Below are 24,280 nucleotides of genomic sequence, written 5' to 3' on the forward strand. Positions count from 1 at the left end.
CGACACCGAAGGAGTCGAAATGAGTACGCAAAAAGCCGCCAGGCGCCCGGACGAGGAAGACGTCAAATCGTCCGGCCTGAAAAAGGTAGTAACGGCCTCCATGGCCGGCACCGTCGTGGAATGGTATGAGTTCTTCCTCTATGCCTCCGCAGCCACCCTCGTCTTCGGCAAGCTGTTCTTCCCGAACTCCGGCACGGAGCTCGACGGCATCATCGCCGCCTTCGTGACCTACGCCGTCGGCTTCGTTGCCCGCCCGATCGGCGGCATCGTGTTCGGCCACTTCGGTGACAAGTTCGGCCGCAAGCAGCTGCTCCAGCTCAGCATCATCCTTGTCGGTGTTGCCACCTTCGCGATGGGCTGCCTCCCGACGTTCCAGCAGATCGGCTACTGGGCCCCGGCCCTCCTGGTTTTCCTGCGCTTCGTCCAGGGCTTCGCCGTCGGCGGTGAGTGGGGCGGCGCCGTCCTCCTCGTGGCCGAGCACAGCCCCAGCAAGTCCCGCGGCTTCTGGTCCTCCTGGCCGCAGTCGGCCGTCCCGATGGGCAACCTGCTCGCCACCGGCGTGCTGTTCACCCTGTCCGCCACGCTGTCCTCCGCCGAGTTCCTCAGCTGGGGCTGGCGTGTGGCCTTCTGGCTCTCCGCCGTGATCGTGATCGTCGGCTATTACATCCGCACCAAGGTCCAGGACGCCCCGATCTTCCTGGAGGCCCGCAAAGAGGTCACCGTTGAGAACAAGGGCTACGGCGTCGCCGAAGTCTTCCGCCGCTACCCGCGCGGCGTCTTCACCGCCATGGGTCTGCGCTTCGCGGAGAACATCCTCTACTACCTTGTGGTCACCTTCTCGATTACCTACTTGAAGATCATTGTCCAGACGGATACCTCACGCATCCTCCTGCTGCTGCTCATTGCGCACCTGGTCCACTTCGCCGTGATCCCGATGGTCGGCAAGCTCTCGGACAACGTCGGCCGCAAACCGGTCTACATGGCCGGCGCTGTCCTCGGCGGCACCTGGGGCTTCTTCGCCTTCCCGATGATGGACACCAAGAACGACCTCGTCATCCTCGCCGCGATCACCATCGGCCTGCTGTTCCACTCCCTCATGTACGCCGGCCAGCCGGCCATCATGGCCGAAATGTTCCCGACCCGGATGCGCTACTCCGGTGTCTCGCTGGGCTACCAGGTCACTTCGATCGTGGCCGGTTCGCTGGCTCCGATCATCGCCGTCGCCTTGCTGAGCCAGTACAAGTCCTCCGTGCCGGTGGCGATTTACCTCCTCGGCGCTTGTGTGGTCACGATGGTGGCTGTGTTCTTCCTCAAGGAAACCCGCGGCATCTCCCTGCACGACGTCGACGCCGCCGATGCCCGGGGCACGGCCGATCTCCTCGCCGCAAACAAAAAGTAACCGGCAAGAAGTAGCGACGAATCCAACGGCAACAGCCCGGGCCCCGCAGTGCGGGACCCGGGCTGTTGCCGTTCCTGCGCCGCCGGCTGAGCAGGCTCAGCCGGCCAGGACGGCTCAGCCTGCCAGGACGGCCTGGCGGTCGGCAATCTCGATCCGGATCGCCTCGAGCACGGCCTGCACCGGGGCCGAGCGCAACGATTCCGAGCGTGCCACCGCCCAGATGGGGAGCTGCCGCTGGAAGTCGTCCGGCAGCACCGGCAGGAACGTGGGGTCGCCGACCACCAGGAAGTTGGGCAGCAGGCCGATCCCGGCTCCCCGGCGGACGGCCTCCAGCTGGGCGAAAATGCTGGTGGCCTGGAAACTGGACCGCGGGACGGGAAGCTGGGTGGAACGGTGTCCCAGTTCGGCGACCTGGAGCGCGGACTCCACGTAGGAGACGAAGCCGTGCTGCCGGACGTCGTCGAGGGTGAGGGGCAGGCCGCGGTCCTCGGCGTACTGCGGGCTCGCATACAGCCGGAGGAAGTAGTTGGACAGGAAGATCGTCTGCGCGTTGCTGACGTCCAGGTTCCCCACCACCACTTCGAGGTCCACGCCTGACCGGTTCTGGCTGACTTTGCGCGTGGCGCTGAGCATTTCGACGTTGAGCAACGGATGCGCCCGCTGCAGGCGCACGAGGGCCGGCGCAACGAACCCGGCGCCGAAGCCGTCGGGTGTGCTGATCCGGACCAGGCCCGAGAGGGCGTCGTCGGACTGCGTGATCCGGTTCGCGAGCGCCCCGAGGGTTCCCTCGATCGCCTCGGCGGCTGCCACTGCCTCGTTGCCAAGGTCGGTCAGTTCCCAGCCGTGCGGGCTGCGTTCGAGTGTGCGCCCGCCCAGTTGCTTGTCCAGGGCAAGGATCCGCCGGGAAATGGTGGTGTGGGTGGTGCCGAGCGTCTCGGCCACCGCGTTGAACCGGCCCAGCCGCGCCACGGTCAGCAGGATCAGCAGATCGTCCGGACGAGGAAGCCGTCTCAAGTCCACAATGACCTTCCTTCAAAGGCATGTGCATCCATGCACATGCCATCTGTAGTTTTTTCCCTTGATTGCACTGTAACAGGGTGTGATGCTGGACACGGAAGTCCGGCGAACGGCCGGTACAGCAGCACGCACCGCACGACGCAAAGCAAAGGAGCTTATGCCATGGCAGTAATCGCTTGGATCGGACTGGGGAACATGGGCGGGTCCATGTCGGTAAATCTTGCCACGGCCGGCCACGAGGTCCGCGGCTTCGACCTCAACGCCGAGGCCGTTGCCGCCGCCGAGGCGGGCGGCGTGAAGCCCGCCGGAAGCATCGCCGACGCCGTTGCCGGCGCCGACGTCGTTTTCACCATGCTCCCCAAGGGCGAGCACGCCCGCGCTGTCTACCTCGGCGAGGACGGCGTCCTGGCCCACGCGGACACGCGCACCCTGCTGGTGGACTCCTCCACGATCGACATCGCCTCCGCCCAGGCCCTGCACGACGCCGCGGCTGCCGCCGGCTTCCGCTTCGTCGACGCCCCGGTGTCCGGCGGGATGAGCGGCGCGAAGGCCGCCACCCTGACCTTCATGATTGGCGGCGAGGCCGGCGCCGTGGCCGAGGCCACCGAATACATCAGGCCGATGGCGGCAAACATCATCCCCACCGGCGGCGCCACCACCGGCCAGGCCGCGAAAATCTGCAACAACCTCATGCTGTTCATCAACCTGGCCTCCACGGCTGAGGGCGCTGTGCTGGCCGACCGGCTGGGCCTGGACAAGCAGGTTTTCTGGGACATCGCGTCCGTTTCCTCCGGCGACAGCTGGGCGCTCCGCACCTGGTACCCGGTGGCCGGCGTGGTCCCCACCGCGGCGTCCAACAACGACTTCGCGCCGACCTTCACCACCGAACTGGCCAACAAGGACATCGGACTCGCCATCAGCGCGGCCCGGGACACCGGCACCCCGCTGGAAATCGGCGAGCACGTCCAGCAGCTCTTCCAGCGCCTCATCGACTCCGGGAAGGCGGGCATGGATTGCTCCGCGATCGTCAAGCTGGTCGACGGCACCCTGGACAGCGCCACGTAGTCGCGTCCCCGGCGACGCCGCCAGATAACCGTCCTTCCCAGCACCCCACCGCGCACCGCGGCCCCGAACAGCTCCCCACGAAAGAGAACCACCATGGAACGCATTCCGCACTTCATCAACGGCGCCCTGATTTCCGACGCCGAGCGCTACGGTCCCGTCTTCAATCCGGCCACCGGCGAGCAGGAAAAGGAGGTTGCGCTGGCCTCGGCAGACCGCGTTGAGGAGGCCATCCGTGCCGCCCGCGCGGCCCTGCCCGGCTGGCGCGCCACCAGCCTGGCCAAGCGCACCAACATCTTTTTCAAGGTCCGTGAACTGATGATGCAGCGGCGGCCGGAACTGGCCGCCCTGTTGACCAGCGAACACGGCAAGGTTCTCTCCGACGCCGAGGGTGAGATCACCCGCGGCCTGGAGAACATCGAATTCGCCACCGGGCTGTCCCACGCGCTCAAGGGCGAACGTTCGGAGCAGGTGGCCGGCGGCGTCGACGTCCACTCCGTTCGCCAGCCGGTCGGGGTGGTCGCCTGCATCACGCCGTTCAACTTCCCGGCCATGGTGCCACTGTGGATGATCGGCAGCGCCCTGGCCTGTGGCAACACCGTGCTGCTCAAGCCCAGCGAAAAGGACCCCTCCGCGGCCATCTTCATCGCGCAGGTCTTTGCCGAGGCCGGCCTGCCCGCCGGTGTCCTCAACGTTGTCCACGGCGACAAGGAAGCCGTCGACGTGCTCCTCGAACACCCGGACGTCAAGGCGATCAGCTTCGTCGGCTCGACGCCGATTGCCCAATCCATCTACAAGCGCGCCGCCGACCATGGCAAGCGGGTGCAGGCCCTCGGTGGCGCCAAGAACCACATGGTGGTCCTGCCGGACGCGGACCTGGACATGGCCGCCGACGCGGCCGTCTCCGCCGCCTACGGCTCCGCCGGCGAGCGCTGCATGGCCGTCAGCGTCCTGGTCGCCGTCGGGAACATCGCCGATGAGCTCGTCGAGGCGATCACCACCCGGATGGGCACGCTGAAGATCGGCCCCGGCACCGACCCGGCGTCGCAGATGGGCCCGCTCATCACCGCCGGGCACCGCGACAAGGTCGCCTCCTACGTTGCCGGAGCGGCCGAGGAGGGCGCCACCGTTGTGGTGGACGGCCGGGACCAGCAGTTCGACTCCAACGGCTTCTTCATCGGCGTCAGCCTGGTTGACCACGTCAAGCCCGGCATGAAGGTCTACGACGACGAAATCTTCGGTCCGGTCCTTTCCGTGGTCCGGGTGGAGACCTACGCCGACGCCGTCAAGCTCGTCAATGACAACGAGTTCGGCAACGGCGTGGCGATCTTCACGCGCGACGGCGGTGCCGCGCGGCAGTTCGAGTTCGACGTCGAGGCCGGCATGGTGGGCGTCAACGTGCCGATCCCGGTTCCGGTGGGGACCTTCTCCTTCGGCGGCTGGAAGAACTCGCTGTTTGGCGACACACACATGTACGGGCCGGAGAGCATCCGCTTCTACACCCGCGGCAAGGTAGTCACCACCCGCTGGCCGGACCCGTCCACCTCCGTGATCGACCTGGGCTTCCCCCAGGTCGACTGACCCGGCAACCCCCAACACAGCAACGCGGGGTCACTTCGCGCCCATCCCGGAGGGCGCGAAGTGACCCCGCGTTGCTAGTGGTGGGTGGGTGGATCAGCCCTTCATGATCTCCGCGCGCTGGGCCATGTAGTCCTCCATAGTGAGCTGGCCGTCGCTGTACCGCTGGTCCAGGTCCGCGAGCTTCCGCGCCCGGAAGCCTTGCGGCGCCGACGGCGGAGCAGGCACCGCCGGGCCCGACGGCTGCGGCGCGTCCTGCTGCTGGAACGGCTGGGGCTGCTTGCCCGGGTAGCCCGGGCTGTCCTCGTAGGGGACCGGGGGAGCGGGCTGCTGGGGAGCGCCCAGCTGGCCGAACGCCCCGAAATAGTCCCGCTGCGTCAAGCCGTCCCGCGGCTGCCTGTTCTGCGGGCCGGGGTAGTTGCCGGCGCCGTTTCCGGGAGTGTCGCCTGGGAACTGCCCGTACGGGCCCGGGAAGCCGCCGGGCATGCCCTGGTTCTGGTTCCGGCCGCGCACCGACTTCTTGTAGTAGCGCATCGCCATCGGGATCAGGAATGACAGAACGATGATCCAAAAGAACAGACTGTTCACGGTACCGGGCCTCTCAGGAAGTGTCTCTACAGCTTAACGCGCCCGCCCCGCCGGTCGTGCCCGGTTCCCCGTTCCCCGGTGCCCCGGGGCAGCGGCTGCGTCATCGGATGCGGTCGGCGGGCATCCCCAGGAAACTGCCGTACGACACCACCGCCCGGCTGATCCCGGGTTCCAGGTCCGCTTCCGCGGCGGGATCAGTCCGGGCCTGCAGGCGGATATCCAGTTCGCAGCGGCCGCGGGTGAAACGGTGCCGCCAGACTCCGGCCAGCCGGCCGTCCTGCAGGACCAGATGGGCCGGTTCGCCGGCCACCGGGGCAAACGGGGCTGCTCCGCCCAGGTAGTGCCGCGACGTGGAGTACCCCATCACGTATTCGTCGTAGCACTGGATCAGGTCGATCCGGGGCGGGCCGCCGGCTGCCGCGGTGCCGGCCGGCTCCGGCCTGAAATGGAATTCCACGCCGTCGATCCGTACGGTTTCGAGCGTCCCGGGAGTGCTGTCCAGCACCTGCCGCAGCCCTGCCCGGACGTCCGCCAGGGTCAGTCCCGACCAGTCCGCGCAGTCCTTCTCCGTGGCCGGGCCGCGGCTGGCGAAGTACCGCCGGACCAGCTCGGCCAGCGCGGCAGGCCGGTCCATCAGCCCGGCCGGTGCGGCGGGAACCCGCTCCTCAAAGAGCGCATAGCGCTGCTTCAGCGAACCTCCCGCGGTCCGCACCGGGCTGCCGCTGACCAGCACACCGCTCGCCTCGGCGAACATCACCCGGTAGGCCAGCCCCAGGCCCCCGGACGCCAGCCCGGCATTCCGCAGGGCTTCGGCGAGCTGTTCCCGGGTCTTATGGGCACCGCCGGCCACAACGGCGGCCAGCACCCGGTTGCTCTTCGCGCCTTCGGCGGGGTCGATCCCCGTCTTCCGGTACATTCCCGCGTTCCCCTGATGCAGCCGTGGTGCGGAGAGCGCCAGCAGCCAGCGCAGATCGTCCCGGTGCACAAAGTGCCACGTGGGCCTCAGGATGTGTGTTCGCAGGATGGTGCCGTCGGAGACCGCCTGTTCGATTGCCGCGGCAGAGGCACCCACAGAGCGCTGGGCCAGCGACCAGCGGGCGTAGGCGAACTCCTGGGACTGCACGGCCAGCAGGTTCTTCAGTGCGCCCTCCGCGGTCGCCGCGAAAGGCTCGCGCAGCCGCTGGCCGTGGAGCCGCAGCCGCACGACGTCGCCCGGGTCCATCCGGTCAGCCTGGACGCAGCTGCGGGGTCAGGAGCGCACCGGCTCTTCGGCGCCGGGCGGCCCCTCGCCCGAGCCCAGCGGCACCCCGGGGCCGAAGACCGGTCCCGGAAGCGGACGCTTGGCCGTGACGCCGTCGCCCGAGGACCGGTTCCGCAGCCGGCGGACCACCCAGGGAACGAAGTACTCCCGGGCCCAGACCAGATCACCGGACCGCGCCTGCCGCCAGCTGCGCTGCGGCAGGGGCTTGGGCGAGAGCGGTTCCAGCGTGTGCTCGACGTTGAGGGCATCCAGGACCATGGCCGCGATGGTGTGATGGCCCAGCGGCGAGAAGTGCAGGCGGTCCGCATCCCACATCTGCGGGTCATTCAGCTGCCGCAGGGACCACATGTCCGCAATGACGGCGTCGTGGCGGGCCGCGATGGTGCGGAGGTTCTCGTTGTAGATGGCCACCTTGCTCCGTACCCGGCCCAGCACGGAGGAACCGGTGTCGGGACCGTTGAAGAGGACCACCGTGGCGCCGGCCAGGGTGAGGATCTGCACCACCGAGTCCAGCTTCTCGGCCAGGGCATCCGGATCCCCGCCGGGGCGGATGAGATCGTTTCCGCCGGCGGACAGCGTCACAAGATCCGGCCGGAGCGACAGGCAATGCGCCAGCTGCTGGTCCACGATCTGCTGCAGGAGCCGGCCCCGGACTGCCAGGTTGGCGTAGGCGAAGTCCTGGTGGCCGCGGCTGAGCTCCTCCGCCACCCGGTCCGCCCAGCCCCGGTGGCCCCCAGGACTCGCCGGCTCGGGATCGCCAATGCCCTCCGTGAAGGAGTCCCCCATGGCCACGTAACGGGTCCAGGGGTGGGTGACGGCGTTGTCTGGAGAATTCTCCATGGCTTCGGTTTCGCTCACCTTCATATCCTGCACTCTTCCCGCAACGCTACGCCACCGTAAGTTGTTACCTCCGGGTAACTGTAAGAATGGAGCCATGACTCAAGCCGCTGCCTTCCCTGCCCCCGTTGTCCTATGGTCCAAGCCCGAGCAGGAGCGCGCCGGAAAGCCACTCCTGGTCCTGCTGCACGGCTACGGCGCCAACGAAACGGACCTCCTGAGCCTGGCGGATCTGCTGCCGCAGGAATTCACGGTGGCCTCGGTGCGCGCCCCGATGGTTTCCGGCGCAGGCTTCACCTGGTTCCCGCTGACAGCCTCGGTCGACTACACCCTCGACTCCGTCAAGAACGCCGCCTCATATGTGGAGGGCTGGCTCGACACGGTCAGGCCGAACCACCCGTCCGTGACGCTGCTCGGCTTTTCGATGGGGATGGCCCTGGCTACCACGCTGCTGCGGCGGCGGCCGGCGGACTATGCCGCCGTCGTCGGTCTCTCGGGTTTTGCGGTCGACGCCGTCGGTGACCCAGATTTCCGCGACGCCGAACTGGCCGAACTGGAGGAAACGGTGCCGATGTTCTGGGGCCGCGACCAGCAGGATCCGGTGATCACGCCGGACAAGGTCGAGTACACGATGGGCTGGGCCCGGAAGCACGTGAAGCTCACCAAGGTGCTCTACACCGGCATGTGGCACGGCATCAACCAGCAGGAAATCGGGCACGTCTCGGAGTTCCTCACCCACGAGGTGCTGAACAAATAGGCCCACGACGCCGGGCGGCCATCCGCCCGGCGCGCCGGGACGCAGTCAGGCCCCGGCGGGCGTGCTGATCCGCACGGTACGGCCGTTCACGGTGACGGTGTCGCCGTGGTGGAGCTGGCGGCCGCGGCGCTCGTCGATCTCACCGTTGACCTTGACGAGGCCGCCCTTGATCAGTTCCGCTGCCTCCACCCCGTCCTCGACCAGGCTGGCGAGCTTCAGCAGCTGACCGAGCCGGATCATGTCGTCGCGGATGGGGACCTCTTCAATTTCCGGGTTGCTCATACCAGTAATGATGCCTGACGTAAGGTGGCAGCAATGACGCACAAGCCCCGGCTTCCGTTCCTCGCGGGGCTGCCCCTCGCCGTGGCCGCAGGGCTGCTGATGCCGGTGCAGGGCAGGATCAACGGCGCGCTGGGGGTGGCGCTCGCGGATGGAATCGCCGCCGCGGTGGTGAGTTTCACCACAGGACTGGTGCTGATGGTGGTGATTTCGCTGGCGCTGCCCCGAGGCCGGTCCGGGCTGCGGCAGATCCTGCCGGCCGTCCGGGAACGCCGCTTCCCGCCCTACTACGTGCTCGCCGGCTGCATCGGCGGGTTCTTCGTCTTTGCACAGTCGTTCACGGTGGGCCTGCTGGGTGTGGCCCTGTTTACCGTTGCCACCGTGACGGGACAGACCCTCAGCGGATTGTTCGTGGACCGGCTGGGGATCGGCCCGGCCGGACGGAGATCCATCACCGGCATCCGGGTGATCGGCAGCATCCTGACCGTCGCCGCCGTCGCCTGGGCGGTATCGCCGCGCCTCTCCGCCGGCGGTTCGGCCCCGGCGGAGCTCCTGGTTCCGGTGCTCCTCCCGCTGCTGGCCGGCTTCCTGATGAGCTTCCAGCAGGCCATGAATGGTACCGCCGCCGTGCACTACGGCACACCCATCGCCGCAACCCTGATGAACTTCGTCGCCGGTGCGGTCATGCTCTGGGCCGCCTGGCTGGTCAGGGTCGCCGTCGCGGGACCCGGCAACCCGCTGCCGGCGGAGTGGTGGTACTACCTTGGCGGGCCCATGGGCTGTGTCTTCATCGGCGTCGGAGCGCTGCTGGTCCGCAGCCTGGGCGTCCTGGTAACGGGACTCGGCATGATCGCGGGCCAGCTGCTGGGCTCACTGGGGCTGGACGTGGTGTTCCCGGTCCCCGGTACCGTGGTGGCGCTGCCCACTGTGCTCGGGACACTGCTGACCCTGGCCGCGATTGTGCTCGCGAGCCTGCCCTGGCCCAGGGGCGCCCTGGGACGGGGCCGCTGAAGCAGCACCGGAAGCCGGCAGGCCGGTAGGCTAGGAGGCGCACTTCCTGCACCGCCCCAATGAGCCGCGGCTTTTTGCCGTGTGCGTGCAGTTTATTTGTGTTTAAGTCTTGCGTATTGGCAGTGCCCCGTCCGGCAACCAGCCGGTGTTCCGGGGCTGAGACCGCGGACCGCACCCAGCGGCCCTGTAGAAAGTGGAGTTAGTTCCCATGGCAGCAAAATCCGTCCTCGACCAGATCATTTCCCTCGCCAAGCGCAGGGGTTTCGTATTCCAGGCCGGTGAAATCTATGGCGGCTCGCGTTCTGCCTGGGACTACGGGCCCCTTGGGGCCGAACTCAAGGAAAACATCAAGCGCCAGTGGTGGCAGTCCGTCGTCCGCGGCCGTGACGACGTCGTCGGCCTGGACTCCTCCGTTATCCTGCCCCGCCAGGTCTGGGAAGCGTCAGGCCACGTCGACGTGTTCTCCGACCCGCTCGTCGAGTGCCTCTCCTGCCACAAGCGCTACCGCGCGGACCACCTCGAGGAAGAATACGAGGAGAAGAAGGGCCGTCCCGCCGAGAACGGCCTCAAGGACATCGCCTGTGCGAACTGCGGCACGCGCGGCGAATGGACCGAACCCCAGGAATTCTCCGGCCTGCTCAAGACCTACCTCGGCCCGGTGGCCAGCGACGAGGGCCTGCACTACCTGCGGCCGGAAACGGCCCAGGGCATCTTCGTCAACTTCAGCAACGTGCTCACCACCTCCCGCAAGAAGCCCCCGTTCGGCATCGGCCAGATCGGCAAGTCCTTCCGCAACGAGATCACCCCGGGCAACTTCATCTTCCGCACCCGCGAGTTCGAGCAGATGGAAATGGAATTCTTCGTCGAACCCGGCACCGACGAGCAGTGGCACCAGTACTGGATGAAGGAACGGATGTCCTGGTACACCGGCCTGGGCATCCGGGAAGACAACCTCCGCTTCTTCGAGCACCCTCTGGACAAGCTCAGCCACTACTCCAAGGGCACCACGGACATCGAATACCGGTTCGGCTTCCACGGCTCGGAGTGGGGCGAGCTCGAGGGCATCGCCAACCGAACGGACTTCGACCTGTCCACCCACGCCAAGGCCTCGGGCCAGGACCTGAGCTACTTCAACCAGGCCACCAACGAGCGCTACACCCCGTACGTGATCGAGCCCGCCGCCGGCCTGACCCGCTCCTTCATGGCCTTCATGATCGACGCGTACACCGAGGACGAGGCCCCCAACGCCAAGGGCGGCGTGGACATCCGTACCGTGCTCAAGCTTGATCCGCGCCTGGCGCCGGTCAAGGCAGCCGTGCTGCCGCTGAGCCGCAACGAGGACCTGTCGCCGAAGGCCAAGGACCTCGCCGCCCAGCTGCGCAAGAGCTGGAACATCGAGTTCGACGACGCCGGCGCCATCGGCCGCCGCTACCGCCGCCAGGACGAAATCGGCACCCCGTTCTGCATCACCGTGGACTTCGAGACGCTGGACGACCAGGCCGTCACGATCCGCGAACGCGACACCATGAGCCAGGACCGCGTGTCCCTGGACAAGGTGGAGGGTTACCTGGCCGCACGGCTGATCGGCGCCTGATCGTGGCGATTGCATACCGTGAATGGCGCGACGGCGATGATCTCGCCCTGCTTGAAATCTGGGGCGGGCCCGAAACCGAGCAGGCCCGGCAGTTCCGCGGCACGCTGGCCCCCTCGGGCAACGCGCCGTGGCGCCGGTGCATCGTGGCCGAGGACGTCGTCGACGGCGTGGCCATCCCGGTCGCGGCGGGTGTGATCCATGAGGCGTCGCTGCACCCGCAGCGGCTCTGGGCCTACATCGAGGTCGACCGGCAGCACCGCCGCACCGGCGTCGGCTCCACGCTGCTGACCATGCTGCGGCATGAGGCGGCGCAGTCGCCGTCGGGTGTCTCCCGGCTGCGGACCAAGGTGGAGCCAGGCACTCCCGGCGCGGCTTTCGCCGAGGCGGCGGGCCTGGCCCCGATCCAGCGCTCCCGCCTGGTCGTTGTCGAGCCGGGGGCGCTCAAGCTGCCCGTCTTCGGCGACGGTTCGGAAGCTGCCGCCTCCGAGCAGGTCGAGGACCTTGCCACCGGCTCGGTGGAACTCAGCGACGTCGTGGGCCGCTATTACACGGCCGTGCACTCCTGGGACAGCCCCGGTGAGCTCAGCATCGCCACGGTCCAGCGTTTGTTCCTGGACGAACTTAGCGGAGCCCACGGCGCGATTGTGCTGCGGGCGCCCAAAGCCAGCGCCTTCGGCCAGGGCGTGCCGGCCAGCAAGAAGGGCCAGCTCCAGGCCTTCGCCATCAGCTACGCCGGGCTTGCCCCCGCGCCCAGCCCCGCGGGGGACAAGGCTGCAGGGGAGGACACGGCCACCTCCGGCCAGCCCACCGACGTGTTCGTGGGCCACGAGCCCCAACTCGCGGCGGACGAAGCCCGGGCCGCCGTCCGGGATCTGCTGGCGCTGATTGCGTTCCAGCATCCCGTGGTGCTGGAACTGGACGACTCGATGGAGGCGCTGTGCGCCGTCGTCGACCCCCTGCTGGAGAGCGGACGGGCCCGCCGCCAGGGCGCCGAGACCCTGGTCGTCTCCGACCCGGCCTAGGCACCTGTAAACGCCGCCGGCCCGCAGTAGTCCACTACTGCGGGCCGGCGGCGTTTAAGGCTGGCCGCGGGCTACTGGCCGGGCGCTTCTCAGCGCCCGCCGGCCTGCTGTCCGCCTGGCTGTCGCCCGCCTGGCCGGCGGGGCGGCAGGGGCAGGAAGCCCGAGGTGGATTCCACATACTCCTGATAGCCGGGGCGGGCGGACATGGCCTTCTCGGCGAGCGGCTTGCCCGACTTGCCGGCGAGCAGCCAGATCATCAGGACCGGGGAAAGGACCGTCAGCACCCCGGGCCAGGAATCGGCCGCGATAAGGAAAAGCCCGGTCCAGACGGCCGCGTCGCCGAAGTAGTTCGGGTGGCGGGTATAGCGCCAGAGCCCGGTGTTGAGCACGGTGCCGCGCCTGGCCGGATCGGCCTTGAACTGCCCCAGCTGCCAGTCGCCGACGGTTTCGAAGACGAAGCCGACGATCCAGAGCAGCACGCCCGGCCAGGCCAGCCAGCCGACACTTCCGGTGCTGAACATCCCCACCTGGACTGTGAGCGAGACGAAGAACAGGATCACGCCCTGCGGCAGGTAGACCTTGCGCAGGGCGTACACGTTCCGCGACCCGGGGGCGGATGAGAGCATGTCCACGTACCGCGGATCCTCGTGGCCGCCGCGGGACCGGAGACCGATATGGAGGGCCAGCCGGATGCCCCAGACCGCCACGAGCCCCAGCAGCAACAGCCTGCGGCCGTCGTCGCCGTGTCCGGCCGAGAGCAGCCAGGAGATGGCGGCCACGACGACGAAGCCGAGGCCCCAGACGGTGTCGATGACCGAGTGGCGGCTCTGGCGGACGGCAACGGCAAAGGTCAACGCCAGCAGCACCATGAGGCCCGCGACCACCCACGGCAGGCTGGCCAGGAAGGCATTGAGTGGAAACGCCGGCATTACAGCACCACCGGGAGGCCGGCGCCGGAGGAGGGAACGAGGCTGCGGAACGTGTCCGGACTGCCCCGGAGTTCCCGCCCTGTGCTGCGGGCGAAGGCCTCGAGGATGAATCCGTTGGCCAGAGAGTTCCACAGGCCCACGCGGCGGACCATGAAGTGTCCGGCCCCCTTGAGCGCGACGTACTCCACGGACTCCGCGACACCGTGCGCCCGGCGGGCGTAGGCGAGCGAGTTCGCGGGGCTGGTCCAGCGGTCCCCGGTGCCATGGACAATCAGGATCCGTCGACCGGCCAGGGGTTTCACCGGGGTCTTGGCATCGAGCCAGGGCGCGAGGGCGACGACGGCCTGCACCTCGGGATGGTCCGCGACGCAGAGTGCAGTCAGGCCGCCCATCGAGTGGCCAAGGAGAAAAATAGGGACCCCCGGGTGTTCGCGGCTGATGTGGGAGAGCGCCCAACGGGCGTCCTGCACGGGGGACATGTCCTTACCGTTCCAGCCGCGGTACCGGTTCCGGAGCGTCCAGACGGCCAGCCCGTCGGGTCCGCCGACACTGCGGAGGGCACGGGCGAAGGGCAGCATCCGCGCGGGACTCAGGTGCCCGCCGCGGACGGCTTCGTAACTGTTGGAGCGTCCGCCGTGCAGGACCAGGACCACGCCCCGGGTTACCCCGCTGGCCCCGGCAATGCTCAAGACAGCCATGGCGTCCGCGCCGGGACCCGCCGGCTGAGGTTCGCGGTCGTCGATCTTGCGTATGGCCACTGGCGTATCCTCCACATCTTGTCCGTCAATTCCAACATAGGGCGCAGTGCCCGCAGTGAACATTCGGAGCGGCGGGCCCGAAAGATTGGGGGCGGATGGCAGGCGTGTACCGACGGCGCCGCCCGGATCCTCTTGACGGGGCAAGGGCGGAGGAGTAAGCCTGTGCTCGTAAACCTCCGGGCGCCATGCCGGCTGGGAGCGCAGTTCACCGTCCGGGTCGGAAACCACGACGAAATCGACGGTACAGAAAATGAACGGAATCAGCTTCGATAGCCTGCGCGAGCAGGTCCGCGGGCGGGTCATCACCCCTGGCGATGCGGACTACGACGAGGCGCGGGCCGTGCAGAACGGCATGATTGACAAGCGGCCGGCAGCGGTGGTCCGCGTGTCCCAGGTGGCGGACGTCATGGCCGCAGTCAACTTCGCCCGGGACAACTCCCTGGCCCTCGCCGTCCGGGGCGGGGGCCACAGCGGGCCGGGCTTTGGCACTGCGGACGACGCGCTGGTCATCGACTTCGCCAACACCAGAGGGGTCCGGGTCGATCCGGCCAACAACACGGCGAGGACCGAGGCGGGCGCAACCTGGGCCGACTTCAACCACGCCACGCACGCTTTCGGGCTGGCGACCACCGGCGGAATCGTCGGTTCAACCGGCGTCTCAGGCCTGACCCTTGGCGGGGGCATCGGCTATCTGGACCGGAAGTACGGGCTCAGCTGCGACAACCTGCTCTCGGCCGACGTCGTCACCGCGGACGGGAAGTTCCTCACGGCCAGCGAAAAAGAGAACGACGACCTCTTCTGGGCGCTGCGGGGCGGCGGCGGGAACTTCGGCGTCGTGACCTCGCTGGAATTCCGCCTGCATCCGGTGGACATGGTCCATGCCGGCATCGTCATCTATCCGGTGGAGCACGCCGAAACCGTTGCGAAGTTCTACCGTGAGCACCTGGCTTCAGCCCCCGAAGAGCTGGGCGCTTTCCTCGCCTTCCACCAGGGGCCGCCGGTTCCCTTCCTTCCGGAAGAGTGGCACGGGAAACCGGTCTGCGTTGTGGTCGGCATGTGGACCGGCGACCCGGCCGAAGGGCCGGCCCGCTGGCAGCCGTTCCTCGACGTCGCTCCGGTGGTGGGGTCCATGGTGGGGCCGATGCCCTATCCGGCCTTGAACTCGGCCTTCGACGGACTGTACCCCAAGGGGCTGTTGGCGTACTGGAAGGCGGCCTTCCTTCCCGAACTCAGCGACGGAGCGATCAACGCCCACCTGGACTTCGGAAGCCGGGTGCCCAGCGTCCAGACCGCGGTGCACATCTACCCGATCGACGGAGCGGTGCACCGGGTGGGCGTAAAGGACACAGCCTTCCCCAACCGGAACGCCAAGTTCTCCCCGGTCATCGCCTGCCATTGGGAGGACCCCGGGGACACCGAAGCGAACATCGCCTGGGTGCGGGATTACGCGGCGGCGCTGCAGCCCTACTCGGAGGCTGCGGGCTACATCAACTTCATGGATGGTGACGACCGGTCCCGGGTCGCGGAGAACTATGGGCCAAACTACGACCGCCTGAGCGGGATCAAAGCCAAGTACGATCCACAGAACCTCTTCCACGTGAACCAGAACATCACCCCGGTCTGACTGGACGAGCGTGGTCGGGACGGGCACCGGGGGCACCGGGGCCCGTCCCGGCGTCGTGCATCATACCGGCGCCTGCTGTCGCCTGCCGGGTCATAACGGCTCCACAAAACGCCGTAAAGTCTTCGGCATGAGGTTGAACTGCTGATGGGCGCCGGACATTCACACACCCCGCAAGGACACGCGGATCCGACGCCCCAGGCGCTCGCGGCGCGCAAGAAGGCCAATCTCATCCTGGCTGCCATCCTGATCCCGCTGACGCTGCTGACCCTCGTGGCCATGGCCCTGCTGTGGCCTTCGGGCAGCAAGGAGGGGATCACGCTCGCCAGCCCCTACGCGGCCGCGCCCGGAGTCACGTTCGACACCGGGAAGATCCAGCGTGTGGTCACCGGAAGCTGCATGGACGCCGTCCCGCAGACCGGGGCAGATGCGGCACCGCAACAAGGATCGGAGTGCATCTTTGCGTTCACGGATCCGGACAAGGGCGGCAGCCCGGTCAAGGTGGTCATCAACCCCGACGTCGCCAAATCCCATGGCGTGAAGGTCGGCGACAACATCCGCTACCTGAACCTCTCCAAGGTCCAGGGCGCCGAATCCCAGGGCACGCCGGCGTATGTTTTCGTCGACTTTGTCCGGACCCTGCCAATCACCTTCCTGGCCGTGCTCTACGCCGTCGTGGTGATCGCCGTGGCGCGCTGGCGCGGGCTGCGGGCGCTGATCGGACTCGTGGGGGCCTACGGCGTGCTGGTGGCCTTTATGCTGCCGGGGCTGGTGGAGGGCAAGCCGCCGCTGCTGCTGGCACTGGTCGGGTCCACCGTGATCATGATCGGCGTGCTGTACTTCGCCCACGGATTTTCTGCCCGGACCTCGACGGCGCTGCTCGGCACCATGTTCGGTCTCGCGATTACCGCGCTGCTGGCAGCCTGGGCCACCGACGCCGCCAACCTCGCCGGCGTCGGCAGCCACGACTCCGCCACCCTCGCGAACATCTCCGACAACATCTCCATCTCCGGCATCATCCTGTGCGGCCTGATCATCTCCGGCCTGGGCGTGCTTAACGACGTCACCATTACACAGTCCTCGGCGGTCTGGGAACTCTGGGAACTGGCCCCGGAAACGTCCGCCCGCCAGCTTTTCACCTCCGCCATGCGGATCGGCCGGGACCACATCGCCTCCACCGTGTACACCATCGCATTCGCCTACGCCGGTGCGGCCCTGCCGGTGTTGATCCTGGTGATGCTCTATGAGCGGCCGCTCGGTGATGCCCTCACCAGCGCCGAGCTCTCCGAGGAAGTGATCCGCACCCTCGTTGGCTCCGTCGGGCTGGTCCTGGCGATCCCGGTCACCACCCTCATCGCGGTGCTGGTGGTCAAGGCAACGGGCCTGAAGGCAGCCGGAACCAGGCCCGCCGGGATGGGGTCCGCCGACGCCGCGCCACGGCTGGAGGACGACGCCGCCGGCCCCGCCGATGCCGACAGGGACGCGCCGTCCGGGCGCCGCGGGCGCCGCGCCGCCGTACGGGCCTGACGCGGGGTTTCCACATAGCAGGCGCGGATCGGGCCGATTTGCCCGGCTTTGAGACAATAAACGGGTGACTGTTGTAGCTACCCCTCCCGCGCCCAAGCTGGAACTCCCGCCCCTGAAGCTCGGCCCCCTGACGGTGGACACGCCGGTGATCCTCGCTCCCATGGCGGGCATCACGAACTCCGCGTTCCGCAGGCTCTGCCGTGAATACGGTGGCGGCCTGTACGTCGCGGAGATGGTCACGTCCCGCGCCCTCGTGGAGCGCACGCCGGAATCACTGCGGATCATCGCGCACGACGACGATGAGAAGGTCCGGTCCGTCCAGCTCTACGGTGTGGACCCCGTCACTGTCGGCCAGGCCGTACGGATGCTCGTCGAGGAAGACCGCGCGGACCATATCGACCTCAACTTCGGCTGCCCGGTGCCCAAGGTGACCCGGCGGGGCGGCGGTTCGGCGCTGCCCTGGAAGACCGACCTGTTCACCTCGATTGTCCGGACCGCGGTCAAGGAAGCCTCCAACGGCAACATCCCGCTGACCATCAAGATGCGCAAGGGGATTGACGAGGACCACCTCACCTACCTCGACGCCGGCCGGATCGCCCGCGATTCCGGGGTCGCCGCCGTCGCCCTCCATGGCCGCACCACGGCGCAGTTCTACTCGGGCCAGGCCGACTGGTCCGCGATCGCGCGGCTGCGCGAAGCCCTCCCCGACATCCCGGTCCTCGGCAACGGGGACATCTGGTCCGCCGAGGACGCCATCCGCATGGTCCGCGAGACCGGGGTGGATGGTGTTGTGGTGGGCCGCGGCTGCCAGGGCCGCCCGTGGCTGTTCGGCGACCTCATGGCGGCCTTCGAAGGCAGCCATGAGCGGCACACGCCGGACCTGCGGAAGGTCGCGGAGAGCGTCTACCGCCACGCCGAACTGATGGTCGAAACCTTCGGCGACGAGGGCAAGGCCCTGCGGGAGATCCGAAAGCACATGGCCTGGTACTTCAAGGGCTATGTGGTCGGCAGCGAACTGCGCACCAAGCTGGCGATGGTGACGAGCCTCGAGGTGCTCCGCGGCACCCTGGACCAGCTGGACCTGGATTCGCCCTACCCCGGGGGCGACGCCGAAGGCCCCCGCGGCCGCGCGGGCTCGCCGAAGAAGGTGGCCCTGCCCAAGGATTGGCTGCAGGACCGCACCATGGACGCCGAGCAGGCGCGCGAGATCTGCCACGCGGAACTGGACGTGTCCGGTGGCTGAAACCAGGACCACCGCCCCCGTGCTGGACGGGTATGTGGGCCGCGACACTGCCCGTTGGGTGGAGGAGCCGCCCAAGTCCACCTACCGCTCCGACTTCGAACGCGACCGCGCCCGGGTGCTGCACTCCTCGGCGCTGCGCAGGCTCGGCGCCAAAACCCAGGTCGTGGCGCCGGACACCGACGACTTCGTCCGCACGCGCCTCACCCACAGCCTCGAGGTGGCACAGGTGGGCCGCGAGCTGGGCCGTGCCCTGGGCTGCGACCCCGACGTCGTGGACACCGCCTGCCTCAGCCACGACCTCGGCCACCCGCCCTTCGGGCACAACGGCGAATCGGCCCTGAATGAAGTCGCCCACGCGATCGGAGGCTTCGAGGGAAACGCCCAGACCCTGCGCCTGCTGACCCGGCTCGAGCCCAAGGTCCTTGCCCCCGACGGGCGTCCCGCCGGGCTCAACCTCACCCGGGCCAGCCTCGACGCCGCCGCGAAGTACCCGTGGTCGGCCGAGAACGCCCCCATCATCCACGGCGAGCGGACCAGCAAGTTCGGCGCCTACGAGGATGACCTGCCGATCTTCAACTGGATCCGCGAGAACGCGCCGGGGCGGCGCTCCTGCCTCGAAGCGCAGGTCATGGACCTCGCCGATGACATCTCGTACTCCGTGCACGACGTCGAGGACGCGATCGTCGCCGGGCACTTCCAGCTCCGCTGGATGGACAATCCGGACCACCGTGCCCGCGTGGTCGGTTATGCCAAGCAGTGGTATCTGCCGCACAACGACCCTGCCGCGATCGACGCTGCGCTCGCCCGGCTGGAAGCCACCAGCGTGTGGGTCCGCGAGGCCGACGGCAGCCGCAAATCGATGGCAGCACTCAAGGACATGACCAGCCAGCTGATCGGCCGGTTCTGCCAGAGTGCGCTGGCGTCCACCCGCGCGGTGTACGGCCCGGAGAATCTGACCCGCTACAACGCCGAACTGATCGTTCCGGACGAGACCGTGATGGAAATCGCCGTGATGAAGGGCCTGGCCACCACCTTCGTGATGACCACGGAGCACCGGCAACCCATCTACGAACGCCAGCGCGAGGTCCTGCACGCCCTCGTCACAGCCCTGAGCGCCACCGGGGACCGCCACCTGGAGCCGATGTTCGCGGCCGACTGGCGCGACGCGGAGGACGATGGCGCGCGGCTGCGCGTTGTGATCGACCAGGTCGCGTCGCTGACCGACGGCTCCGCCCTGGCCATGTACGAGCGGCTCGTGGGCAGCCTTCCATCGCTGTGGTGACGGGCGCGGTGACCTTGCCCGCAGTGTGCTGTTTTGCGCCTGTCCTGTCGGGGCGCGGTACTAGGATGGCACTGTGGCTGGCCTGATCAAACGCGAAGATATCGACGAAGTACGCCAGCGCACGGACATCAAGGAAGTCGTCGACGGCTACGTGACCCTCAAGGTCGCCGGACTGGGCTCCTACAAAGGTCTGTGCCCTTTCCATGACGAGCGTTCGCCCTCGTTCACCGTCCGGCCCCAGGTGGGCCGGTACCACTGCTTCGGCTGCGGCGAGGACGGCGACGTCATCTCCTTCGTGCAAAAACTGGACCACACCTCGTTCCACGAGGCCGTGGAAAAACTGGCCGCCCGGATCGGCTTCGAGCTCCGGTACGAGGACGGCGGCTCCGGCCCGAACCGCGAGGAGGTCGGCCGGCGGCAGCGCCTGCTCGACGCGCACAAAATCGCGGACGAGTTCTTCCGCGCCCAGCTGCTCACCCCGGGGGCCACCGAAGGCCGAAACTTCCTGCACGACCGCGGCTTCGACCGCGCCGCCGCCGATCAGTTCGGCGTCGGCTACGCCCCGCAGGGCTGGGACTCGCTGCTCAAGCACCTCCGCGGGAGGGGCTACACGGATCCCGAGCTCAAGCTGACCGGGATGTTTTCTGAAGGCGGCCGGGGAATCTACGACCGATTCCGCGGCCGGCTGATCTGGCCGATCCGCGACATCGCCGGGGACACGATCGGATTCGGTGCCCGCAAGCTCTACGAGGACGACCAGGGCCCCAAATACCTGAACACCCCCGAGACGGCGCTGTACAAGAAGTCGCAGGTCCTATACGGGATCGACCTCGCCAAGCGCAACATCGCCAAGGACCGGCAGCTCGTCGTCGTGGAGGGCTACACCGACGTGATGGCCTGCCACCTCGCCGGGATCCCGACGGCGGTCGCCACCTGCGGCACGGCCTTTGGCACCGAGCACATCAAGATTGCCCGCCGCCTGCTCTCCGACGACGGCAGCGGCGGCGAGGTCATCTTCACCTTCGACGGCGACGCCGCCGGCCAGAAGGCTGCCCTCCGCGCCTTCGAGGAGGACCAGCGCTTCGTCGCGCAGACATACGTGGCCGTGGAGCCCAACGGGGCAGATCCCTGCGAGCTGCGCCAGTCCAAGGGCGATGCCGCCGTCCGGGACCTGATCAGCTCCCGGCGCCCGCTGTTCGAGTTCGCCATCCGGGCCGCGCTGAAACGGCACGATCTGGACACCGTTGAGGGCCGGATCGCCGCCTTGCGGGAATCCGCCCCGGTCGTCGCCCAGATCCGCGACGCCGGCATCCGTCCCGGCTACGCCCGCGAACTGTCCGGCTGGCTGGGGATGCCGGTCGAGGAAGTCAGCCGCGCGGTCGGTGCAGCCGCCAAACGTGCGGCCCAGTCGCCGTCGGGCGCGCCCGGTTCCGGCCAACACCAGGTGCAGGGCAACGGCCCGGGCCGCGTCCCGGGCGCAGGATACGCGGCGCGGACCGGCGGGGGAACCGCCCCGGGAGTTGCACCCTTGCCGCCGTCGGCAGGGCTGCTGTCCTTCAACCGGCCCGACCCGCGCGACCCGGTGGCCGCGATGGAACGGCAGGCGCTCGAGGTTGCCCTGCAGCAGCCAGCGATGCTCGAAGGTGAGACCTGGCAGCGATTCTCCGAAGCGAGGTTCTCGACGCCGGCGTACCTGGCCGTCCACGAGGCCATCCGCGCCACCGGACTGGCGTTTGCGGGAGACCCGGTGCGCTGGGTGGAGCAGCTGCTGCAGGAGGTTCCCGAGCCGCTGCGCCCGCTCGTGTCCGAGCTCGCGGTTGTGCCGCTGCCGGCCAACACCGCCGACGGTGTGCTGCGCTACTGCCGGGACATTCTGGCGCGGCTTTTCGAGCTGCAGATCACCCGGGTCAAGGCTGAAAAAATGGGACAGTTGCAGCGCCTGGACGCGTCTGCCGTCCCGGAGGAGTTCCAGCGGCTGAACCGCGAGCTGATGCAGCTGGAAATGCAGCGGCGGTCCCTGCGCTCGGAGGCCTGACGGGCAGGCCGGGTGGTCCGGCACTGGTTGTCCTGTCTTGTCCCGGTTGTCCCGTCAGGGGCCGGCCGGGGGGCCAATTTCACTTCCCGGCCGGGTGTTTGTTAGGCTTATATCCGCTTCATTCCTCCTTAGCTCAATTGGCAGAGCATTCGACTGTTAATCGAAGGGTTGCTGGTTCAAGTCCAGCAGGAGGAGCGCGCAGTCCCCGTTCCGGGTCACCGGGACGGGGACTTTTTTATACCCATGCGGGGTATAGCTGGGATTCGAGGGGCGGGTGACGGGCCGATTTCCTAAGCGGGGAAACCTTTGCTAATGTCATACCTGCTTCATTCCTCCTTAGCTCAATTGGCAGAGCATTCGACTGTTAATCGAAGGGTTGCTGGTTCAAGTCCAGCAGGAGGAGCGGACAGGTCCCGCACCCGGTGATGAACCCGGTGCGGGACCTTTTTTATGCCCTCTTACGGCGTCTCATCAACTTTTCAAACGAAGTACATCTCCACCTGCAGGAACCGCTCGGCCTCCGCCACGGCTGCCTGGAAGGCTTCACGTTCGGTGGGGGACTTACGGGGTTCGCGCGGGTGCCACTCGTGCGGGGCGGAGTGGACCTGGGTGAAGCCGCCGCCGGGCGGGGCATAGAAGATGCCGAAGCGCTGCACGGGCCACTCGGGGGATGATTCCGGGGCGACGAGCAGGGCCGAGTCTGTGGCCGCGTTGTACCACTGGGCAATCGGGCGCCGGCGGTCCTCGGTAAACAGGCCGGCCGCGAAAAGTGCCGCCGACTGCTGGCTGGTCTGGCTGCACAGGCGGTCCCACCACAGGGGCAGGATACCGGCGTCAGACCGCTGCCACGTGGCCGGGAGGGGTGGGTGATCCTTCCAGTGCGGCACAACTACAACTTTATCGCCCGTGGTGGGACGGGAACAGGGTCAGCGGCCGGCAGCGCCCCCGGGGTGCGCCGCACCCTTCCCGCCCTGCCGGGGGGACATACCCCCCGTTCGGGTTGGCGCGTGGACCTGGTGCCACTATGCCCGGTCCTGGCTGCGGGGGCTGGGCATGTCCTCCCGGGTGCGCCGCATGCTTCCCGCCCTGCCGCGGGGACATGCCCCCTGTTCGGGTTGGCGCGTGGACCTGGTGCCACTATGCCCGGTCCTGGCCCGGGGGCTGGGCATGTCCCCCCGGGAAGACTGGGCATGTCCCCAAGGGGAGGGCCGTGCGGGAGGCGGGCTACTGGATCGGCGGCACCGTGCGGGGCCTGACGACCAGCCACAGGGCAGCCGCGGCCAGGAAAATGCACACGGCCTGGACCGCGCCCATCGGGGTGGCGGAACCGACGCCGAACCAGCCCACCACCGGGGAGATGAGGCCGGCCATCAAGAACGTGGCCGCGCCGAGCAGGGAAGCGGCGGTGCCGGCCTGCGCGCCGTGCTTGGCCAGCGCCAGCACCTGGACGCAGGGGAACGTGAGGCCCGCCCCGAGGATGTAGAACCACAGCGGCACCAGCACGCCCCACAGCCCGAAGCCCAGCTGGTCGAAAATCACGATCAGCACGGCCATGAGGAACATCCACGCAGTGGAGCAGGCCAGGATCCATTGCGGCGGGATCCGGTGGACGAGCCGTGAGCTCGTCTGCACCCCCGCGACAATGCCCAGGGAATTCACCCCGAAGAGGAGGCCGTATTGCTGCGGACTGAAGCCGTAGACATCCTGGAACAAGAACGGCGATGCAGAAAGGTAGGTGAACAGTCCGGCGAAGTTCATCCCGCCCACCAGCAGCAGGCCAACGAAGATCCGGTCCCGGAACAGGACGCCGTATCGCTGGCGGGTGGTCAGCCCGGTTTTCCCACGGAGATTTCGGGGCAGCGTCTCTCGCACCACGAACACCGCGGCGATGAGGACGCACGTCCCGTAGCCGGCCAGGAAGAAGAAGATCCCCGGCCACGGCATGAACAGCAACAGCTGCGAACCGATCACCGGAGCGAGGATGGGCGCCAGGCCGTTGACCAGGGCCATCCGGGAGAACATCCGCACCATAGCGAAACCGCTGAACAGGTCCCGCACCATGGCCATGGCCACCACGCTGCCTCCCGCGGCGCCGATTCCCATCAGCACCCGGAAGAAGCCCAGCGTCGCGATGTCGGTCGACAGCGCCGCCCCGAGGGAGGCCACGATGTGCACCGCCGTCGCCAGGATCAGCGGCATCCGCCGGCCGAATTTGTCACTGAGCGGGCCCACCACCAGCTGGCCCAGCGCAAAGCCGATCGTGGTGCCCGTCAGTGTCAGCTGCACGGCCGCCTCCGAGACGCCCAGGCTTTCTTCCAGCGCCGGGAAGGCCGGAAGGTACAGGTCCACGGTGAAGGGTCCCAGGGCCGTCAGGGCGCCCAGCAGCAGAATGTAGAGGAGCCTCCTGCGCCGGCTCAGGGAATCGCCGGGATTGATTGGTGTCGTCACAGAGGTCCATCCTAGGGCTCACATCAAGCCAG

21 protein-coding genes and 2 tRNA genes are annotated in these 24,280 nt (G+C 68.1%); 14 read left to right on the forward strand and 9 right to left on the reverse strand.

All coding sequences use genetic code 11. The annotated features are described in order from the left end of the window. Positions 1-19 precede the first annotated feature (19 nt). Positions 20-1,399, forward strand: coding sequence for an MFS transporter (locus tag J2X01_RS03225; RefSeq protein WP_310050509.1), 1,380 nt, complete (start codon positions 20-22; stop codon positions 1,397-1,399). Between the two features lie 114 nt (positions 1,400-1,513). Here J2X01_RS03225 and J2X01_RS03230 read toward each other — a convergent pair whose 3' ends face one another. Beyond that, positions 1,514-2,413 (reverse strand): LysR family transcriptional regulator, encoded by a 900-nt coding sequence (locus J2X01_RS03230; RefSeq protein ID WP_310050932.1) that lies wholly within the window; start codon positions 2,411-2,413, stop codon positions 1,514-1,516. A gap of 165 nt (positions 2,414-2,578) precedes the next feature. Between J2X01_RS03230 and mmsB the strand changes: the two genes are divergently transcribed. Continuing rightward, positions 2,579-3,481, forward strand: coding sequence for a 3-hydroxyisobutyrate dehydrogenase (mmsB, locus tag J2X01_RS03235; RefSeq protein WP_310050511.1), 903 nt, complete (start codon positions 2,579-2,581; stop codon positions 3,479-3,481). A 93-nt stretch (positions 3,482-3,574) separates the two neighbouring features. Then, a complete protein-coding gene (locus tag J2X01_RS03240; RefSeq protein WP_310050513.1) occupies positions 3,575-5,059 on the forward strand; it encodes a CoA-acylating methylmalonate-semialdehyde dehydrogenase in 1,485 nt (494 codons plus the stop codon). Between the two features lie 93 nt (positions 5,060-5,152). On the opposite strand, the gene J2X01_RS03245 is transcribed toward J2X01_RS03240, so the two are convergent. The 3 genes from J2X01_RS03245 to J2X01_RS03255 form a co-directional block, all read right to left on the reverse strand. Then, on the reverse strand, positions 5,153-5,644 hold the full coding sequence (locus J2X01_RS03245; protein WP_310050514.1) for a hypothetical protein: 492 nt from the start codon (positions 5,642-5,644) through the stop codon (positions 5,153-5,155). 100 nt (positions 5,645-5,744) lie between these two features. After that, positions 5,745-6,866, reverse strand: a complete 1,122-nt coding sequence (locus tag J2X01_RS03250; RefSeq protein WP_310050516.1) for a winged helix DNA-binding domain-containing protein — start codon at positions 6,864-6,866, stop codon at positions 5,745-5,747. Positions 6,867-6,893: 27 nt separating this feature from the next. Beyond that, a complete protein-coding gene (locus J2X01_RS03255) occupies positions 6,894-7,769 on the reverse strand; it encodes an SGNH/GDSL hydrolase family protein (RefSeq protein ID WP_374724923.1) in 876 nt (291 codons plus the stop codon). 70 nt (positions 7,770-7,839) lie between these two features. On the opposite strand from J2X01_RS03255, the gene J2X01_RS03260 reads away from it, so the two are divergent. After that, positions 7,840-8,499 carry an alpha/beta hydrolase gene (locus J2X01_RS03260; RefSeq protein WP_310050518.1) on the forward strand — a complete coding sequence of 220 codons (660 nt, stop codon included), beginning with the start codon at positions 7,840-7,842 and terminating at the stop codon, positions 8,497-8,499. A 45-nt stretch (positions 8,500-8,544) separates the two neighbouring features. On the opposite strand, the gene J2X01_RS03265 is transcribed toward J2X01_RS03260, so the two are convergent. After that, positions 8,545-8,781 (reverse strand): RNA-binding S4 domain-containing protein, encoded by a 237-nt coding sequence (locus tag J2X01_RS03265; RefSeq protein ID WP_310050520.1) that lies wholly within the window; start codon positions 8,779-8,781, stop codon positions 8,545-8,547. Positions 8,782-8,814: 33 nt separating this feature from the next. Here J2X01_RS03265 and J2X01_RS03270 point away from each other — a divergent pair, with 33 nt between their 5' ends. From J2X01_RS03270 to J2X01_RS03280, 3 genes are all read left to right on the forward strand, one after another. After that, the gene (locus J2X01_RS03270) at positions 8,815-9,789 is read left to right on the forward strand and encodes a DMT family transporter (RefSeq protein WP_310050522.1); all 975 of its coding nucleotides are present in this window, start codon (positions 8,815-8,817) and stop codon (positions 9,787-9,789) included. 208 nt (positions 9,790-9,997) lie between these two features. Beyond that, entirely contained in the window at positions 9,998-11,383 is a 1,386-nt protein-coding gene (locus J2X01_RS03275) for a glycine--tRNA ligase (RefSeq protein ID WP_310050524.1), read from the forward strand. 2 nt (positions 11,384-11,385) lie between these two features. Next, complete coding sequence (locus J2X01_RS03280; protein WP_310050526.1) at positions 11,386-12,405, forward strand: GNAT family N-acetyltransferase; 1,020 nt, start codon at positions 11,386-11,388, stop codon at positions 12,403-12,405. 89 nt (positions 12,406-12,494) lie between these two features. On the opposite strand, the gene J2X01_RS03285 is transcribed toward J2X01_RS03280, so the two are convergent. Continuing rightward, the gene (locus J2X01_RS03285) at positions 12,495-13,334 is read right to left on the reverse strand and encodes a DUF1295 domain-containing protein (RefSeq protein WP_310050528.1); all 840 of its coding nucleotides are present in this window, start codon (positions 13,332-13,334) and stop codon (positions 12,495-12,497) included. Further along, positions 13,334-14,092, reverse strand: a complete 759-nt coding sequence (locus J2X01_RS03290; RefSeq protein WP_310050530.1) for an alpha/beta hydrolase — start codon at positions 14,090-14,092, stop codon at positions 13,334-13,336. Before J2X01_RS03290 ends, J2X01_RS03285 begins: the two co-directional genes overlap by 1 nt. 250 nt (positions 14,093-14,342) lie before the next feature. On the opposite strand from J2X01_RS03290, the gene J2X01_RS03295 reads away from it, so the two are divergent. The 7 genes from J2X01_RS03295 (at position 14,343) to J2X01_RS03325 (ending at position 22,203) form a co-directional block, all read left to right on the forward strand. Beyond that, positions 14,343-15,716: an FAD-binding oxidoreductase gene (locus J2X01_RS03295; protein ID WP_310050532.1), complete on the forward strand. Its 1,374-nt coding sequence runs from the start codon at positions 14,343-14,345 to the stop codon at positions 15,714-15,716. A gap of 144 nt (positions 15,717-15,860) precedes the next feature. Continuing rightward, on the forward strand, positions 15,861-17,240 hold the full coding sequence (locus J2X01_RS03300) for a YibE/F family protein (protein WP_310050535.1): 1,380 nt from the start codon (positions 15,861-15,863) through the stop codon (positions 17,238-17,240). 64 nt (positions 17,241-17,304) lie between these two features. Further along, positions 17,305-18,483 carry a tRNA dihydrouridine synthase DusB gene (gene dusB, locus J2X01_RS03305; RefSeq protein WP_310050537.1) on the forward strand — a complete coding sequence of 393 codons (1,179 nt, stop codon included), beginning with the start codon at positions 17,305-17,307 and terminating at the stop codon, positions 18,481-18,483. Beyond that, entirely contained in the window at positions 18,476-19,765 is a 1,290-nt protein-coding gene (locus tag J2X01_RS03310; protein WP_310050539.1) for a deoxyguanosinetriphosphate triphosphohydrolase, read from the forward strand. Before dusB ends, J2X01_RS03310 begins: the two co-directional genes overlap by 8 nt. Positions 19,766-19,838: 73 nt before the next feature. Further along, positions 19,839-21,800 (forward strand): DNA primase, encoded by a 1,962-nt coding sequence (gene dnaG / locus J2X01_RS03315; RefSeq protein ID WP_310050541.1) that lies wholly within the window; start codon positions 19,839-19,841, stop codon positions 21,798-21,800. A 122-nt stretch (positions 21,801-21,922) separates the two neighbouring features. Continuing rightward, a tRNA-Asn gene (locus tag J2X01_RS03320) sits at positions 21,923-21,995 on the forward strand. Between the two features lie 135 nt (positions 21,996-22,130). Then, positions 22,131-22,203, forward strand: a tRNA-Asn gene (locus tag J2X01_RS03325). Positions 22,204-22,279: 76 nt separating this feature from the next. Here the strand turns inward: J2X01_RS03325 and J2X01_RS03330 are convergent. Together J2X01_RS03330 and J2X01_RS03335 are read right to left on the reverse strand one after the other, a co-directional pair. Further along, positions 22,280-22,687 carry a hypothetical protein gene (locus J2X01_RS03330; protein WP_310050543.1) on the reverse strand — a complete coding sequence of 136 codons (408 nt, stop codon included), beginning with the start codon at positions 22,685-22,687 and terminating at the stop codon, positions 22,280-22,282. A gap of 337 nt (positions 22,688-23,024) precedes the next feature. Beyond that, positions 23,025-24,248, reverse strand: a complete 1,224-nt coding sequence (locus J2X01_RS03335; RefSeq protein ID WP_310050545.1) for a multidrug effflux MFS transporter — start codon at positions 24,246-24,248, stop codon at positions 23,025-23,027. Positions 24,249-24,280 lie beyond the last annotated feature (32 nt).

This window comes from Arthrobacter ginsengisoli, from assembly GCF_031456935.1.
In the GTDB taxonomy this organism is placed as follows: Bacteria; Actinomycetota; Actinomycetes; order Actinomycetales; family Micrococcaceae; genus Arthrobacter; species Arthrobacter ginsengisoli.

Bases quoted from the DNA above. Each gene is read 5' to 3' on its own strand.
- J2X01_RS03225 (WP_310050509.1), top strand. From the start codon at position 20: ATGAGTACGCAAAAAGCCGCCAGGCGCCCGGACGAGGAAGACGTCAAA.
- mmsB (WP_310050511.1), top strand. From the start codon at position 2,579: ATGGCAGTAATCGCTTGGATCGGACTGGGGAACATGGGCGGGTCCATG.
- J2X01_RS03240 (WP_310050513.1), top strand. From the start codon at position 3,575: ATGGAACGCATTCCGCACTTCATCAACGGCGCCCTGATTTCCGACGCC.
- J2X01_RS03250 (WP_310050516.1), bottom strand. From the start codon at position 6,866: ATGGACCCGGGCGACGTCGTGCGGCTGCGGCTCCACGGCCAGCGGCTG.
- J2X01_RS03255 (WP_374724923.1), bottom strand. From the start codon at position 7,769: ATGAAGGTGAGCGAAACCGAAGCCATGGAGAATTCTCCAGACAACGCC.
- J2X01_RS03260 (WP_310050518.1), top strand. From the start codon at position 7,840: ATGACTCAAGCCGCTGCCTTCCCTGCCCCCGTTGTCCTATGGTCCAAG.
- J2X01_RS03265 (WP_310050520.1), bottom strand. From the start codon at position 8,781: ATGAGCAACCCGGAAATTGAAGAGGTCCCCATCCGCGACGACATGATC.
- J2X01_RS03270 (WP_310050522.1), top strand. From the start codon at position 8,815: ATGACGCACAAGCCCCGGCTTCCGTTCCTCGCGGGGCTGCCCCTCGCC.
- J2X01_RS03275 (WP_310050524.1), top strand. From the start codon at position 9,998: ATGGCAGCAAAATCCGTCCTCGACCAGATCATTTCCCTCGCCAAGCGC.
- J2X01_RS03285 (WP_310050528.1), bottom strand. From the start codon at position 13,334: ATGCCGGCGTTTCCACTCAATGCCTTCCTGGCCAGCCTGCCGTGGGTG.
- J2X01_RS03295 (WP_310050532.1), top strand. From the start codon at position 14,343: ATGAACGGAATCAGCTTCGATAGCCTGCGCGAGCAGGTCCGCGGGCGG.
- J2X01_RS03300 (WP_310050535.1), top strand. From the start codon at position 15,861: ATGGGCGCCGGACATTCACACACCCCGCAAGGACACGCGGATCCGACG.